The sequence below is a fragment of the Kallipyga massiliensis ph2 genome (assembly GCF_000311985.1).
Classification (GTDB): domain Bacteria; phylum Bacillota; class Clostridia; order Tissierellales; family Peptoniphilaceae; genus Kallipyga; species Kallipyga massiliensis.
Genome location: NZ_HE978585.1, coordinates 1,146,137 through 1,161,421 on the forward strand (window position 1 = coordinate 1,146,137; position 15,285 = coordinate 1,161,421).

The 15,285-nt window shown below is 52.1% G+C and carries 12 protein-coding genes; 11 read left to right on the forward strand and 1 reads right to left on the reverse strand.

All coding sequences use genetic code 11. The annotated features are described in order from the left end of the window. Positions 1-363 precede the first annotated feature (363 nt). The 6 genes from arcA to HGKM_RS05225 all read left to right on the forward strand — a co-directional run bounded on the left by arcA (position 364) and on the right by HGKM_RS05225 (position 8,107). A complete protein-coding gene (gene arcA / locus HGKM_RS05200; RefSeq protein ID WP_019134289.1) occupies positions 364-1,611 on the forward strand; it encodes an arginine deiminase in 1,248 nt (415 codons plus the stop codon). A 69-nt stretch (positions 1,612-1,680) separates the two neighbouring features. Next, on the forward strand, positions 1,681-2,685 hold the full coding sequence (gene argF / locus HGKM_RS05205; protein ID WP_019134290.1) for an ornithine carbamoyltransferase: 1,005 nt from the start codon (positions 1,681-1,683) through the stop codon (positions 2,683-2,685). Between the two features lie 10 nt (positions 2,686-2,695). Next, positions 2,696-3,634 (forward strand): carbamate kinase, encoded by a 939-nt coding sequence (gene arcC, locus HGKM_RS05210; RefSeq protein WP_019134291.1) that lies wholly within the window; start codon positions 2,696-2,698, stop codon positions 3,632-3,634. A gap of 105 nt (positions 3,635-3,739) precedes the next feature. After that, on the forward strand, positions 3,740-5,254 hold the full coding sequence (locus HGKM_RS05215) for a YfcC family protein (protein ID WP_019134292.1): 1,515 nt from the start codon (positions 3,740-3,742) through the stop codon (positions 5,252-5,254). Between the two features lie 135 nt (positions 5,255-5,389). After that, positions 5,390-7,027, forward strand: coding sequence for an arginine--tRNA ligase (argS, locus tag HGKM_RS05220; protein ID WP_019134293.1), 1,638 nt, complete (start codon positions 5,390-5,392; stop codon positions 7,025-7,027). Positions 7,028-7,093: 66 nt separating this feature from the next. After that, complete coding sequence (locus tag HGKM_RS05225; RefSeq protein ID WP_034579683.1) at positions 7,094-8,107, forward strand: threonine aldolase family protein; 1,014 nt, start codon at positions 7,094-7,096, stop codon at positions 8,105-8,107. A gap of 72 nt (positions 8,108-8,179) precedes the next feature. On the opposite strand, the gene HGKM_RS05230 is transcribed toward HGKM_RS05225, so the two are convergent. Further along, the gene (locus HGKM_RS05230; RefSeq protein WP_019134295.1) at positions 8,180-8,929 is read right to left on the reverse strand and encodes an IclR family transcriptional regulator; all 750 of its coding nucleotides are present in this window, start codon (positions 8,927-8,929) and stop codon (positions 8,180-8,182) included. Positions 8,930-9,155: 226 nt separating this feature from the next. Here HGKM_RS05230 and HGKM_RS05235 point away from each other — a divergent pair, with 226 nt between their 5' ends. The 5 genes from HGKM_RS05235 (at position 9,156) to hgdB (ending at position 15,272) form a co-directional block, all read left to right on the forward strand. Beyond that, a complete protein-coding gene (locus HGKM_RS05235; protein ID WP_034579685.1) occupies positions 9,156-10,172 on the forward strand; it encodes a CoA transferase subunit A in 1,017 nt (338 codons plus the stop codon). Between the two features lie 21 nt (positions 10,173-10,193). Continuing rightward, entirely contained in the window at positions 10,194-10,985 is a 792-nt protein-coding gene (gene gctB / locus HGKM_RS05240; RefSeq protein ID WP_019134297.1) for a glutaconate CoA-transferase subunit B, read from the forward strand. Positions 10,986-11,056: 71 nt separating this feature from the next. Then, positions 11,057-12,793, forward strand: a complete 1,737-nt coding sequence (locus tag HGKM_RS05245) for an acyl-CoA carboxylase subunit beta (protein WP_081585150.1) — start codon at positions 11,057-11,059, stop codon at positions 12,791-12,793. A gap of 41 nt (positions 12,794-12,834) precedes the next feature. After that, positions 12,835-14,109, forward strand: coding sequence for a 2-hydroxyacyl-CoA dehydratase subunit D (locus HGKM_RS05250; protein WP_019134299.1), 1,275 nt, complete (start codon positions 12,835-12,837; stop codon positions 14,107-14,109). Continuing rightward, positions 14,109-15,272, forward strand: coding sequence for a (R)-2-hydroxyglutaryl-CoA dehydratase subunit beta (gene hgdB / locus HGKM_RS05255; protein ID WP_019134300.1), 1,164 nt, complete (start codon positions 14,109-14,111; stop codon positions 15,270-15,272). The genes HGKM_RS05250 and hgdB overlap by 1 nt, the downstream gene beginning before the upstream one ends. The last annotated feature ends 13 nt before the right edge of the window (positions 15,273-15,285 follow it).

A 15,285-nucleotide genomic window follows, 5' to 3' on the forward strand; every position in this document is an offset into this window, starting at 1 on the left:
CACATGGACAGAATGAATAGAAATGCTAATTATTGTAAGGCCTGATTGCTGATAATCAGGCTTTTTTACTTGGCCTTAGAAATTTTAAAAATTATTTCTTTTTTTTAGAAACTATGATATATTATCCCTAGGGAAGATAGTTTTTCAGATAGGGAGTATCTCACCATGAAGATGGACTTCCGCTTAACTTCTATCGAATTTGATAGAAGTGGGAGGTCCTGAACATAGAGAGGGTTTTGCTTTTGCATTAGCCCCCTTGTGGAGAGATTCTTCCTTTTTTAGTGTCCTCGTACACCAGGCTGGAAAACGATTAATCCTTGTTGATTTAAGGTCACTTTATTTTAATCTTTGAAAGGAGATTACATGAACCCAATTAATGTTACTAGTGAGATTGGCAGGTTGAAGAAGGTTCTCGTCCACCGTCCCGGTGATGAGCTGCTCTATCTCACTCCCAACACACTAGAAGAGTTGCTCTTCGATGATATCCCTGATTTAAGCAAGGCCCAGGCCGAGCATGACCGTTTCACTGACATTATGCGTGAAGAGGGTGTAGAGGTTGTTTACTTGGAAGACCTCATGGCTGAAACTCTGGATGCCAACCCCGACCTTAAAGACCAATTTTTAGATGAATTCCTGGATGACGCAGGAATCGTTACCAAAACCTATCATGACATTCTTAAGCAGTTCTTCAGCCAGTACAAGGACAACAAGGAACTGGTCATGAAGACCATGGCCGGTGTCAAATTCGATGAGCTGCCCGAAGTGGAAACCAACTTCCTGATTGACGAGTTGGATAGAAGCTCCCAGCTGATCTTGAACCCCATGCCCAACCTCTATTTCACCCGCGATCCTTTTGCTTCTGTTGGTGACTCCGCTGTCGTCAACAAGATGTACTCCGTGACCAGAAACCGTGAGACTATCTACTGCGACTATATCTTCCGTTACCACCCCGAATATGCCGGCAAGGTTCCCAACCTCTACGGTCGTCATGAGCACTTCCACATCGAAGGTGGTGACGTCTTCAACGTCGATGAAAATACCCTCTTTGTAGGTATTTCCCAGCGGACCGAGGCGGATGCCCTTCAGAAATTAGCCCATAACATTTATTGGGAGAAGGGGGCCAACAATATCAAGAGAATCTATGCCTTTGATATTCCCAATAACCGTGCCATGATGCACCTTGACACCGTCTTCACTATGATCGACTACGATGCCTTCACCTACCATCCCGGCATCACTGCCACCCTCCGCGTTTTCGAACTGACCAAGGACGAGAACAAGGAAGGCGAGATCGTCATTAAGGAGATGAAGGGTTCCCTCCAGGAAATCCTCAGCAACATCCTGGGCAGAGAAGTCCGTCTCTTCCCCTGCGGCGCCGGCGATGTCATTGCTGCCGAGAGAGAGCAGTGGACTGACGGGTCCAACACCCTGACCCTGGCTCCCGGAAAAATCCTGGTTTACAAGAGAAACTATGCGACCAACAAATCCTTGAAGGAAGCCGGCTTCGAAGTTCTGGAACTCGATTCCGACAACCTGACCGTCGGTCGTGGTGGCCCACGCTGCATGTCCATGCCTCTGATTCGTGAGCCCATCGAAAAGCTGACCAAGTAGTCTGTTCTTGACCCATGGGCCGGGTTCTCTTGACCCGGCCTATGATTAACCATTAGAAAGAGGCAAACTATGCCAATTAATTTTCAGGGTCGGAGCTTTCTGACCCTTCAAGATTACACCCCGGAAGAGATCACCTACTTGATCGACCTTTCCGCCAAGTTCAAAAGCCTGAAGCACACCCGTACTCCTCACAAGTATCTTGAAGGAAAGAATATTGTTCTTCTTTTCGAAAAGACCTCCACTCGCACCAGATGCTCCTTTGAAGTAGCCGGTATGGACCTGGGTATGGGCGTCACCTACTTGGACCCCGGCTCAAGCCAGATGGGACATAAGGAATCCATCGAAGACACCGCTAAAGTATTAGGCCGTTTCTATGACGGTATCGAATACCGCGGCTTCGACCAAAAACTGGTTGAAAAGTTAGCAAAATATTCCGGTGTTCCCGTATGGAACGGACTGACCGACGCTTCCCATCCTACACAAATGTTGGCCGACATGCTGACCGTCCGTGAGAACTTCGGCTATCTGAAGGGTCTCAAATTTGTCTTCATGGGCGACTGCCGGAACAATGTCTCCAACTCCTTAATGATCACCTGTGCCAAGCTGGGTCTCAACTACGTCGGTTGCGGTCCCAAGGACCTCTGGCCGGAGAAGGACCTCATTGCCAAGGCCAAGGAATTCGCAAAATACTATAACTCCACTGTTGAGTTCACTGAAGATCCGGAAGAAGCCGCCAAGGGTGCCCATGCCATCTATACTGACATCTGGGTTTCCATGGGCGAGCCCCACGAAATCTACCAGAAGCGGATTTCTGAACTTCACAAATACAAAGTGACCCAGGAATTGATGAATCTGGCTGATCCTGAAGCCATCTTCCTCCACTGCCTGCCCTCATTCCATGACCTGGAAACTTCTACCGGTCGTGAAATCAACGAGGAGTTCGGCGATCAGTATGACCTGAACGGGATGGAAGTGACCGACGAGGTCTTCTTGGGCAAGCAATCCCGGGTCTTTGATGAAGCAGAGAACCGTATGCACACCATCAAAGCGGTCATGTTCGCCACCTTAAAGTAGGATTTACTCTATGACAAGAAAGAAAATCGTCGTGGCCCTGGGCGGAAACGCCCTGGGTTCCACGCCTGAAGAACAACTCTCCCTGGTAAAGAAGACCGCTTCCACCATTGTTGACCTCTCCGAGAACTATGATGTCATCATCGGTCACGGGAACGGTCCCCAGGTTGGTATGATCAACAACGCCATGTCCTTCTCCGCCTCCAATGGGGGAGAGACCCCGGCCATGCCCTTCCCTGAATGTGGGGCCATGAGCCAGGGCTATATCGGCTACCACCTGGTCCAGTCCATCCAGAATGAGCTGGCCAAGCGGGGGATCAAAGACCGCCCGGTGGCCTGCCTGGTAACCCAGGTTGTTGTCGATGAAAAGGATCCGGCCTTCCAAAACCTGACTAAGCCTATCGGCTCCTTCATGACCCAGGAAGTTGCCGAAAAGGAAGCCAAGGAAAAGGGCTGGACCGTCAAAGAAGACGCTGGCCGCGGCTGGCGGAGGGTGGTTGCCTCGCCCATGCCCCAGCGGATTGTTGAGCTTGACGTGGTCGACCAATTGGTTGCTCAGGGCGATATTGTCATCACCACCGGTGGTGGCGGCATCCCCGTCATTGAAAAGGAATACGGCTATGAGGGTGTCCCGGCCGTCATTGACAAGGACCGGTCTTCGGCCAAACTTGCCAATGATATCGGTGCCGACCTCCTCGTGATTTTAACCGCTGTTGACCAGGTTTATATCAACTACAATAAGCCGGACCAGAAGGCTTTGGAGAGGATCGATGTGGCAGAGGCTAAGGATTATATTGACCAAGGTCAGTTTGCCCAGGGATCCATGTTGCCAAAGGTGGAAGCCTGCTTATCCTTTGTTGAAGCCAACAAGGGCAAGGAAGCCTTGATTACCTCTCTTGAGAGAGCCAAGGAAGCCTTGGAAGGAAAGACCGGAACAATCATTTACTCGTAGGAAAGACCCCCGCATCTAGGCCCATTCTCATGAATGGGCCTTCAGGCGGATCATCTGTCAAATGCTTTTCTCACGAAGAGCAAAAATTCCGAAAGGAGTCATTTTATGACTGAAAAGAAAAAGAGAGGGTCCCTATCAGCCTTTAGTATTTTGATGCTGATCCTTCTCGTTCTCTGCATTGTATCTGCAGTTCTGTCCGGATCACCCATTTCTGATAGCGTGATCAAGAACTTGGATCCTGAAAGATACGGCTCTCTCCTTGAGATTCTTGAGCAAGGCAACCATGTTGAGGTTGTTGGGGCCGGGATTAAAGATTTCTTCATGTCCATCCCCAATGGTTTTATGGATGCCTCTGACCTTATCGTCTTTATTTTCTGCATTGGTGGATTTATCGGTATCGTTATGGAAACCGGTGCCCTTCAAGCCGGCGTCCTCCACCTGGTTAAAAAGATGAAGGGCAAGGAAGAAAGACTGATCGTCATTTTGATGTTCCTCTTCTCCTTGGGCGGAACCACCTACGGTATGGCTGAGGAAACCATCGGTTTCTATGCCCTCATTACCACCGCCATGGTCGCCGCCGGCTTCGATACCCTGGTTGCCCTGTCCACCGTTTTGATCGGTGCTACCTCCGGTGTTTTGGGTTCCACCATTAACCCCTTTGCTACCGGCGTTGCCATGTCGTCCCTCAAGTCCGTCGGCATTGAGCCCAATGTCACCTTAATCATGGGCCTGGGCGTTATTCTCTGGCTCTCCACCTATGCCATTGCAGCTTGGTATGTCACTTCTTATGCCAAGAAGGTTAAGGCGGACAAGGGTTCCACCCTTTTAACTGTCCGTGAACAGCAGATCATGGAAGAAGAACTGGGCGAGGAAGCCGCCAAGGCTGCCGAATTGGAATTCACCGGCAAGCATAAGGCTATCCTGACCGTCTTCGGCATCTCCTTTATTGTTATGATCATTTCTTTGATTTCCTGGCCCGACCTTGTCTTTGGCGGCGACGAAGATGCCTTCCTGGCTGCCATGGGTTGGACTGACTTCCTGACCGGTGAGCCCCTGGGTTGGTGGTATTTCACTCAGTTAGCCGCCTGGTTCACCTTTGCTTCTATCATCGTTGCAGTGATTGCCGGCTTCTCGGAGAAGCACTTCATTAACTCCTTCCTGGCCGGTGCAGCGGACCTGATCTCCGTTGCCCTGATCATTGCAACTGCTCGTGGTATCACCGTTGTCATGAATGCCACCCACATGGACTTCTGGATCCTGGACAAGTCTTCCCAGCTCCTCTCCGGCGTCCCTGCCCTGGTCTTCATTCCTCTGGCCTATATCATCTACCTGATTCTTTCCTTCCTGGTGCCCTCCACTTCCGGATTGGCCGGACTCTCCATCCCGGTCATGGGCCCCTTGGCTGCAGAATTGGGCTTCAATCCGACCATCATGATTATGGTCTTCTCCGCCGCTTCCGGCGTCATCAACTACTTCACCCCGACCTCGGGTGTTGTTATGGGCGGCGTTGCTGCCTCCCGTGTTGAGTACTCCACCTACCTGAAGTTCGTGTGGAAGTTCCTCATCATCGTCGGTATTGCCAACATCGTCATCTTAACCGCAGCGGAGATGATGTCTTAAGCTATTTCATCATCGAGTAAATGATTCACTTGCCCCCGGCTTTGAGCCGGGGGCTTTTTTCTGCCCATATCACTCAAGATATGGTAAAATGAATCAAATTCGTTTATTTTTAGTATGGTCAGATGGGAGTAGCTTATGAATAATGAAAACAAACTTCAAAGTGCTGTTGAAGGGGTTGTGAAAGACCTCTACGGAGTGGAAGGGGAAGGTCTCGTGACGATCGAGATCCCCAAAAACACGGAATATGGCGATTATGCCACCCCGGTTGCTATGCAGCTTGCCGGGCGATTGAAAAAGAACCCCAGGGCCATCGCTGATGAAATGAAGGAGGCCCTCCTTCAGGAGAAGGACTTGATTGATACTGTGGAAGTGGCCGGTCCCGGATTCATTAATTTCCGCCTGAAATCCGATTCTTTGGGCGCTGTCATCAGCCGGGTCTTTGAAAAGGGAGATAAGTACGGATGGAACTATTCCGGCGTCCGTAAGCCCGTTTTGGTCGAGTACGTTTCTGCCAACCCGACCGGTGACCTCCACCTGGGCCATGCCCGTGGTGCTGTTTGGGGAGACTGCATCTGCCGACTCTATAAGGCCTCCAACTACGACGTTCTCCGTGAATATTATATTAACGATGCCGGTGCACAGATGATCAACCTGGGCAAGTCCGTCTATGCTCGCTATGCCCAATTCTTCGGCGAGGATGTAAAAATGCCGGAAGATGGCTATTTTGCTGATGATGTGAAGAAGATCGGTGAGGATATTGCTCTTGAAGAAGGGGATGTCTGGCTCCACAAGGAGGAAGGTCGGATCGAACACTTTAAGCAGAAGGGCTATGAGGTGGAGCTCAAGAAAATTGAGCAGGTCCTTAAAGACCTCCGGGTGGAGTTTGATTCCTGGGTCAGTGAACAGTGGCTCTACGATTCCGGTCTGGTTGAGGAAACCATCCAAAAGCTCAAAGACCTTGGCGTCACCTATGAAGAAGATGGAGCTCTCTGGCTCAAGACCACCCAGTGGGGGGATGATAAGGACCGTGTCTTAGTCAAGTCCGACGGCACATTGACCTACATGACCCCGGACCTAGCCAACCACAGATTTAAGCATGACCGCGGTTACACCAAGATGATCAACCTCTGGGGTGGGGACCACCACGGCTATGTGGCTCGGATGAAGGCGGGCCTTCAGACTCTGGGCTTTGGCCCTGACGACTTGGAAGTGGACCTGATCCAGATGATCCACCTGGTGGAGGATGGCCAGGAAGTCAAGATGTCCAAGCGGTCCGGCAACGCCATCACCATCCAGGCCTTGATTGATGATGTCGGCGTGGATGTCACCCGCTACTTCTTTGCTTCTCGTGCAGTGGAGAGCCAGATGGACTTCGACCTGGCTCTGGCCCGGTCCCATTCCAATGAAAACCCGGTTTACTATATCCAGTATGCCCATGCCCGGGCTTGCGGTGTCTTGAGAAATGCCCCTGAATTTAAGGAACAGACCGAGTTCACCCGCTTGAATGAGGAAAAGGAAGTGGACCTCTTGAAGCTCATGGATGACTTCCCCTCCATCGTTGAGGAAGCGGCGGTCCTTCGCCGGCCACACAGAATCTGCAACTTCCTGATGCAGATGGCCACCGCCTTCCATTCTTTCTATGGGTCTTCCAAGGTCATCGTTCCCGAAGATCCCGAGCTTTCCAATGAGCGGATCGGCCTGGTCATGGCCTGCCGCCAAGTCATGGAAAACGCCCTGTGGCTGATCGGAATTTCTGCCCCTGAATCCATGTAATTGATCAAAAAAGGTGCCCAAGCCGGTCTTGGACACCTTTTTCTTTTGCTTTCCAAAGGAGTTTTTATGGAGTATTTTGTCAACGACTATTCTGAAATCTGCCATCCCAAAATTTTGGACCGGATGAGGGACTACCTGACTGCCCCCCAGGCCGGATATGGCTACGATAGCCACTGCGACCGGGCCAAGGAACTTCTCTATAAAGAGATGGGCCGGAGTGATGGGGATATCCACTTTATCCCGGGCGGAACCCAGGCCAACCTGGTCGCCATCGCTGCCTTTCTCCGTCCCCACCAGGCGGTCATAGGGGCCCGGACAGCCCATATTCATGACCATGAGGCCGGGGCCATTGAATCTCGTGGACACAAGATTTACCTGGCGGATAGCCCGGACGGCAAGCTCCGTCCGGAAGCCATCGATCCCTTGGTCCAAAGCCATCAAGCAGAAAATACAGCCCATCCCAAGCTGGTCTATATCTCGGACACGACGGAAGTGGGCACGGTGTATAGCAAAAAAGAAATCAAGGCTCTGTATGACTATTGTGAGAGCCGGGACCTTCTCTTATATATCGATGGAGCCCGACTGGGGTCAGCCTTGACTTCGCCGGCCAATGATATGAGCTTGGCGGACTTCGCTAAGTATTCCCATGCCTTCTTCATTGGGGGAACCAAAAACGGGGCTATGATCGGGGAGGCTCTGGTGATCATGAAAGAAGAACTCAAGGAGGATTTCCGGGTCATCATGAAGCAGAACGGGGCTATCCTGGCTAAGTCCTTCGTCACCGGGATCCAGTTTGAAGTTCTCTTCGAGGACGGGCTCTATTATGACCTGGCCAACCATGCCAACAAACTGGCCATGAAGCTGGCCGAGGCCCTCCAAGAAAAGGGCTACGACCTGATTCAAGATGCTCAATCCAACCAAATTTTCCCCATTTTCACCAAAGAAAAAATCCGGGAATTGCGGGAGAACTTCGCTTTTGAAGATTGGGCGGAGGAGGGGGAGGGACTGTATTCGGTCCGCTTTGTCACCTCATGGGCGACCAAGGAGTCATCCGTCGATGCCCTTATCCGTGCCTTATAAATTCTTTGTGGAACAAAAAGGAGGAAGGAATTGATTAGAAATTCCTTCCTCCTTTTCATTTTTTGTAAGTCCTTATTGGTAACCTAGAAGCTGGGAGAACTGAAGGCCATATTTTTTGACCAGGCTGACCAGCTGGTCCAGTTCCTTGGAGGCCAGGTGGAGCTCAGGGACGATGGTTCCAATGGAACCGGCGAGGGACCCGTCGGCGTTGAAGACGGGGGCAGCGATCCCATAGCAACCGGGAATATAATCGCCATAGGACCAGCCCCCTTTGTTTTTGACCAGGTCCCGAAGGTCTTCCAGCAATTGGTCTTGGGAGGAAATGGGGTAGTCGGTTCCCACTTTTCCGATATAGTTCAGGTATTCCTTCCAAAAGACCGGGCCGGAGAAGGCCAGGAGGACTTTCCGGATGGCCCCGCAGTGGAGGTCCAGACCATAGCCGAACTGCTCCACGATCTTTAACCGGGTGGGGGACTCGTATCGAGAAAGGAGGATCCCTTTGTAGTCGGACCGGATGACGAAGTAGGTGTCTTCACCCACCTCCTCGGATAAGCCCTTGAGAATGGATTGGGAGAGCTTGAGGAGGGAATTGTTGGCGGAGGCTTTTTGGCCAAGACGGATGAGGGCAGGGCCCAGGGAGTAGGTTTTGGCCTCCTCATTTTTAACGACGAAGGAGTGGGCTTGGAGGGTCTGGAGAATCCGGTGGACGGTAGAGGGAGCCAGATCCAGGTCCCGGGAGAGGTCAGCGATGGCGCTTTCCTTGTCTAAGACCATATGGTTGAGAATATCGATGGTCCGGTCGATGGATTGAATCGTTGACATGCTTTTTCCTTTGCTGAAATAAGTCCAATAGGGGCTAGGGGATATAAATGATACTTGTATTATAACAGATGAAAAAAGTCTAAAGAATTCCAGGGCATAAATTGACGAAAAAGTCCCTATCTTATATCATTAAATAGAAAGACTGGGAATGCGTTCCATGATACGGAAAGCATTCAAGTTTGAAGGCCAGTCAAAATTGACACCTGAAAGGTTGAAGGAGGATGACATGGACAAAACGATGTCACTATCGGAGGCGGTTGCCAAATATGTAGAAGATGGCGACGTCCTGAGCTTGGGCGGATTTACCACCAACCGCAAGCCCTATGCGGCCGTATACGAGATTTTGCGTCAGGGAAAGAAGGATTTTGTGGGTTGGCCCGGACCGGGTGGGGGCGATTGGGACCTCTTGATCGGTGAAGGAAGAGTCAAGGCCTACATCAACTGCTATACGGCCAACTCCGGATTTACCAATGTGGCTCGTCGTTTCCGGGCAGCCATTGAAAGCGGCCAACTGAATTATGAGGACTATTCGCAAGACGTTTTAATGCTCCAGCTCCATGCTTCCGCCTTAGGCCTTCCCTTCCTCCCGGTGAGTTTAATGCAGGCTTCCGGCCTGGAAGAGTATTGGGGGATGTCCGAGGAAAAGAGAAAGACCCTGGACAAGGTGGACAACAAGAAATTGGTTCGGATGGAGAATCCCTTTAAACCCGGCGAAGAAATCCTCGCCGTCCCCGTACCCCGGCTGGATACCGCCATCATCCATGCCCAGATGGCCAGCCCCGACGGAACAGCGATCATCATGGGAGACGAATTCCACGATGTCGATATCGCTATCGCCGCCAAGAAGGTCATCATCACCTGTGATGAATTGGTTTCCAATGAATTTATCCGTCAGGATCCCAGCAAGCCCAACATCTTCAGCGGCTGTGTAGATGCTGTGGTCCATGTTCCTTTCGGTGCATGGCCCTCCCAGTGCTATGGCTATTATGATGACGATCCCCAAGCCCTCCGGGAGTATGACAAGGCTTCCCGCTACCAGGATGCTGCCGATGCCAAGGCCAGCCTGGAGAAAAAAGGTCTGGAATACGATGAAAAGAATCCTCCTGAGACCTTTGAAGACTACTGCCAGAAGTGGATCTACTCCGTTGAAAATCAAGACCAGCTCCTGGATAAAATCGGTGGCGCCCGCCTGACCAAGTTAAGAGTAGTTCCGGGTTTGGGTTACTCCACGTCCATCAAATAAATCAGGAGAAAGGAGAGAGACATGAGCGATTATACACAATATACCAAACAAGAAATGCAGGCCTATGCCATCGCTAAGTTCATTGAAGAAGACCAGATCGTTACCGTCGGAACCGGCCTTCCTTTGATCGGGGCATCCTTGGCCAAGAAAGTCATCCAGCCCTCCTGCCACTTGATTGTGGAGTCCGGTTTGATGGACTGTGCCCCGGTTGAAGTTCCCCGTTCAGTGGGAGACCTCCGCTTTATGGCCCATTGCGCCGTCCAGTGGCCCAACGTCCGCTTTGTGGGCTTTGAAACCAATTCCTACCTCAATAAGAAGGACAATATGATTGCCTTTATCGGAGGGGCGGAAATCGACATTTACGGCAACGTCAACTCCACCTGCATTGGAGACTACAACAATCCCAAGGTTCGCTTCACCGGATCCGGCGGAGCCAACGGGATTGCCACCTACCAAAACACCATCATCATGATGCAACACCAATCCAGACGCTTTGTTGACAAGATTGGCTATATCACCAGTCCCGGTTGGATGACCGGGCCCGGCAGCCGGAAAGCCGCCGGACTTCCTGAGGACCGGGGTCCTCGGATGGTGGTCACCGACCTGGGCATTTTCAAGTTTGACGACGAAACGAAGAAAATGTACCTAGCCTACTATTATCCCTACTCCAGCCCTGAAATCTGCCAGGAGAATACCGGCTTCGAGATTGATACCTCTCGTGCCCAGCTTATGGAAGGACCGGATCCTGAGATTATCCGGATTATCCGCGAAGAGATTGACCCGGGTCAGGTATTTATTAAGTTGAAGAAGTAGATAAGGGCAAGGACCCCGGTCGGGGCCCTTTCATGAAAGGAGACGCTAGCGTGAGTCAAGAACTCTATTCCATGCCCTCATATTTCCAGGCTATGCCTTCTGTAGGAAGTCCTCTTAGGAAGGTGGATGAAGCAAATTGCCAGGAATTAAAGGCCATTGAGAAAGAAATTGCGGAATTAATCCAGGAAGCCCGGGAAGCCGGGAAGCCCACGGATAAGGTCCACCAATCCGGGGAAATGACCGCCATGGAGCGGATTAAGATCCTGGTGGATGACGGGATATTCCTCCCTTTAAACAGCCTCTACAACCCCCAGGACAATAAAAACGGGTCCACGGGAATTATCAAGGGGCTGGGAAAAATTTCCGGCAAGTGGTGCGTCATCGTCGCATCCGATAACAAGAAGCTGGCAGGGGCCTGGGTTCCCGGACAGTCGGAGAACCTGATCCGGGCCTCCGACACCGCTAAGCTCATGAAAATTCCCCTGGTCTATGTATTAAATTGCTCCGGCGTTAAGTTGGATGAGCAGGAGAAGGTCTATGCCAACCGCCGGGGAGGCGGGGCCCCCTTCTACCGGAATGCCGAACTCAACCAGCTGGGCATCCCCGTCATCGTGGGGATTTTCGGAACCAACCCGGCCGGTGGGGGATACCACTCCATCTCGCCCACCATCCTCATTGCCCACCAGAAGGCCAATATGGCGGTCGGCGGTGCAGGAATCCTGGGCGGGATGAACCCCAAGGGCTATATGGACCTGGAAGGGGCCCAGCAATTGATTGAGGCGACCAAAAAGGGGACATCCGAGGCTCCCGGTCAAGTCCGGGTCCATTATTCGGAAACCGGCTTCTTCCGTGAAGTCTATGCGGATGAGGAAGGGGTCCTGGCCGGTATCCGGAAGTATATCGACTACCTCCCGGCCTATAACCTCCAGTTCTTCCGGGTGGATGACCCCCAGGAACCCCAGTATTCCCAGGAAGACCTCTATACCCTGATTCCCCACAACCAGAAGCGCCAGTTTAAGCCCTATGAGCTGATTGCCCGTCTCTTCGACAATTCCCAGTTTATGGAATTCAAGAAGGGCTATGGTCCGGAAATCATCTGCGGCCTGGCCAAGGTCAATGGCCTCTTGGTGGGAACCGTAACCAACAACCAGGGCCTGATCATGAACTATCCGGAATATGTCCAGGGCCGAGTGGGCTTGGGCGGGAAACTTTACCGCCAGGGCCTGATTAAGATGAACGAATTCGTCAGCCTCTGCGCAAGAGACCGGATCCCCATTGTCTGGCTCCAGGACACCACCGGCATCGATGTCGGGGATGACGCCGAACGGGCCGAACTTCTGGGCCTGGGTCAATCCCTCATCTACTCCATCCAGAACTCCAAGCTGGCCCAGATGGAAATCACCGTCCGGACCGGTTCCGCTGCAGCCCACTATGTCATGGGCGGTCCCCAGGGGCATACGACCAACGTCTTCTCCTTGGGTACAGCAGCAACCGAGATGAACGTCATGAACGGGGAGACAGCGGCTGCCGCCATGTACTCCCGCCGCCTGGTGAAGGAAGAAGCGGCCGGTCACGACCTGGAACCCACGATCGAGAAGATGAACCACTTGATCGAAAACTACAAGGAAAAATCTACACCAAAATACTGCGCCAAGATTGGACTGGTCGATGAAATTGTGGAAATGAACAAGATGCGGGCCTATATCATCGCCTTTGCTGAAGGCTACTACCAGAATCCCGACTCCATCTGTCCCATCCACCAGATGCTGACCCCCAGGGTCATCCGGGACTACGACAATCTTCATTAACCGTTGAGGAGTGAAATCCATATTGATGAAAGGAGCTCATTGTGGCTGAGAAAGTTGAACAAAAAGTTGAACAGGAAGCCCCAAAGAAAAAGAAAAGGGAAGTTTTACCCGGTGCCAAAGCCCTTCAGGATATTGTGACCAATGTTTACCAAAAGGCCTGGGATGATAAAAAAGCCGGAAAGCCTGTGGGCTGGTCTGCCTCCAAGTTCCCCTGCGAGCTGGCCGAGGCCTTCGACCTGGCGGTCGTCTATCCTGAGAACCAGGCGGCCGGTATTGCCGCACGCCACGACGGAGAGAGGATGTGCCAGGAAGCGGAGGACATGGGCTATGATAACGACATCTGCGGTTACGCGCGGATCTCTCTGGCCTATGCCGCCGGCATTGAGACAACCAACGAATCCCGCCGGGTTCCCGAGCCGGACTTCGTCCTTTGCTGCAACAACATCTGCAACTGCATGACCAAGTGGTATGAAAATATCGCCCGCATGCACAACATTCCCCTGATTATGGTGGATATCCCTTACCGGAATGAATTCGGCGTGTCGGATGACAACGTGGAATATCTCAAGGCCCAGTTCCAGGATGCGATCAAGCAATTGGAAGAGATCTCCGGAAAGAAGTTTGATGAGGAAAAGTTCAAGGAAGTTTGCGCCAATGCCAACCGGACCTCGGAAGCCTGGCTCAAGGTCTGCAAGTTCTGCTCCTATGAACCTTCACCCATGTCCGGCTTTGACCTCTTCAACCATATGGCCGACGTAGTGACGGCCCGTGCCAAACCGGAAACAGCAAAAGCCTTTGAACAATTGGCAGAAGACCTCCAACGCTACCATGAGGAAGGGAAGTCCACGGCTCCCTTTAAGGAAAACTACCGGATCCTTTTTGAAGGCATTCCTTGCTGGCCGGGCCTCCGGAACCTCTACCACCCCCTCAAGGAAAACGGCATCAACGTAACGGCCGTTGTCTATGCGCCGGCTTTTGGATTTGTCTATGACGATATCGACTCCATGGCCCGAGCCTACTGCAAGGCCCCCAACAGCGTCTGCCTGGAAGAAGGCGTTGAGTGGAGAGAGGGACTCATGAGGGAGAACGGGGTTGAAGGGGCCCTGATCAACTACAACCGTTCCTGCAAGCCTTGGTCGGGCTATATGCCGGAGATGCAGAGACGGTGGACGGAAAACCTGGGTATCCCCTGCGCCGCCTTTGACGGAGACCAGGCTGATCCGAGAAACTTCAACGTGGCCCAATATGAGACCCGGGTTCAGGGCTTAGTGGAAGCCATGGAAGAAAGAAGACAGATGAGAAAGGAGACCAAGTAATGGCCATTGATGCATTGCTCAAGGATTTTAACGAAATTGCCAACAACCCCAAGGCCCAGCTGGCCTCCTACAAATCTCAGGGCTACAAAGCTATCGGCTGCATGCCCTACTATGCGCCCGAGGAGCTGGTCCATGCCGCCGGTATGGTTCCCTTCGGCCTCTGGGGGACCAACGACAAGTACATCTCCCTGTCCAAGGAATACTGCGCTTCCTTCTATTGTTCTTTAGCTCAGTTGGATTTGGAAATGCTATTGGATGGAACCCTGGATGACCTGGACGGGGTCATCACCTCCGTTCTCTGTGACACCCTCCGGCCCATGAGCCAGAATATCCGGGTAGCCATGGAGAAGATGGGAAAGATGCCGGTCATCTTCCTGGCCCATCCCCAGAACCGGGCTAAGGAATATGGAATTCGCTATAGCATTTCCCAGTATAAGAATGTCAAGGAAGAGCTGGAGAAGATTGCCGGCAAGGAAATTACCGACCAGGCATTAAGCGAGACGATCAAGGTCTACAATAGGAACCGTCAGGCCCGGAGGAAGTTCGTCAAGTTGGTTGGCGACCATCCCGAAGCCGTTTCCGCCGTGGACCGGGGAGCCGTTTTGAAGGCTTCTTACTTCATGCGGAAGGAAGACCACACCGAGATGCTGGAGGAGCTGAATAAAGAACTGGAAGCCCTCCCAGAATCCAATTGGCAGGGGGTCCGTCTGGTAACTTCAGGCATTATCTGTGACAATCCCACCCTCCTCTCCATCTTTGACAAGAACGACATTGCCATTGTTGCCGACGATGTGGCCAATGAATCCCGGTCCTTCCGGGTGGATGCGCCGGAAGAAGGAGACCCCATGGAAGCCCTGGCCCGCCAATTCGGTGCCCAGGACTATGACGTCCTTCTTTATGATGAAGAATCCCACCAAAACCGTCGGGCGGATTATGTGGTAAACTTGGTAAAGGAAAATAAGGCCGACGGTCTGGTCGTTTTCATGATGACCTTCTGCGACCCTGAGGAGATGGAATATCCCTACCTCAACAAGGCCTTGAATGATGCCGGGGTCCGCCATGTCAAGATCGGTGTGGATATGCAGATGAGGGATTTCGGACAGCTTGAGACGGCTCTTCAGGCCTTGGCTGATGAGGTGAAGGCCAACAAAGCCATCTTCTAAATAGAGTGGGAGT

Excerpts from the sequence above, each read along its gene's own strand:
- gctB (WP_019134297.1), top strand. The coding sequence starts at position 10,194 with ATGAGCGATTATACACAATATACCAAACAAGAAATGCAGGCCTATGCC.
- argS (WP_019134293.1), top strand. The coding sequence starts at position 5,390 with ATGAATAATGAAAACAAACTTCAAAGTGCTGTTGAAGGGGTTGTGAAA.
- argF (WP_019134290.1), top strand. The coding sequence starts at position 1,681 with ATGCCAATTAATTTTCAGGGTCGGAGCTTTCTGACCCTTCAAGATTAC.
- HGKM_RS05230 (WP_019134295.1), bottom strand. The coding sequence starts at position 8,929 with ATGTCAACGATTCAATCCATCGACCGGACCATCGATATTCTCAACCAT.
- HGKM_RS05245 (WP_081585150.1), top strand. The coding sequence starts at position 11,057 with ATGCCCTCATATTTCCAGGCTATGCCTTCTGTAGGAAGTCCTCTTAGG.
- HGKM_RS05215 (WP_019134292.1), top strand. The coding sequence starts at position 3,740 with ATGACTGAAAAGAAAAAGAGAGGGTCCCTATCAGCCTTTAGTATTTTG.
- hgdB (WP_019134300.1), top strand. The coding sequence starts at position 14,109 with ATGGCCATTGATGCATTGCTCAAGGATTTTAACGAAATTGCCAACAAC.
- HGKM_RS05235 (WP_034579685.1), top strand. The coding sequence starts at position 9,156 with ATGGACAAAACGATGTCACTATCGGAGGCGGTTGCCAAATATGTAGAA.
- arcA (WP_019134289.1), top strand. The coding sequence starts at position 364 with ATGAACCCAATTAATGTTACTAGTGAGATTGGCAGGTTGAAGAAGGTT.
- arcC (WP_019134291.1), top strand. The coding sequence starts at position 2,696 with ATGACAAGAAAGAAAATCGTCGTGGCCCTGGGCGGAAACGCCCTGGGT.
- HGKM_RS05225 (WP_034579683.1), top strand. The coding sequence starts at position 7,094 with ATGGAGTATTTTGTCAACGACTATTCTGAAATCTGCCATCCCAAAATT.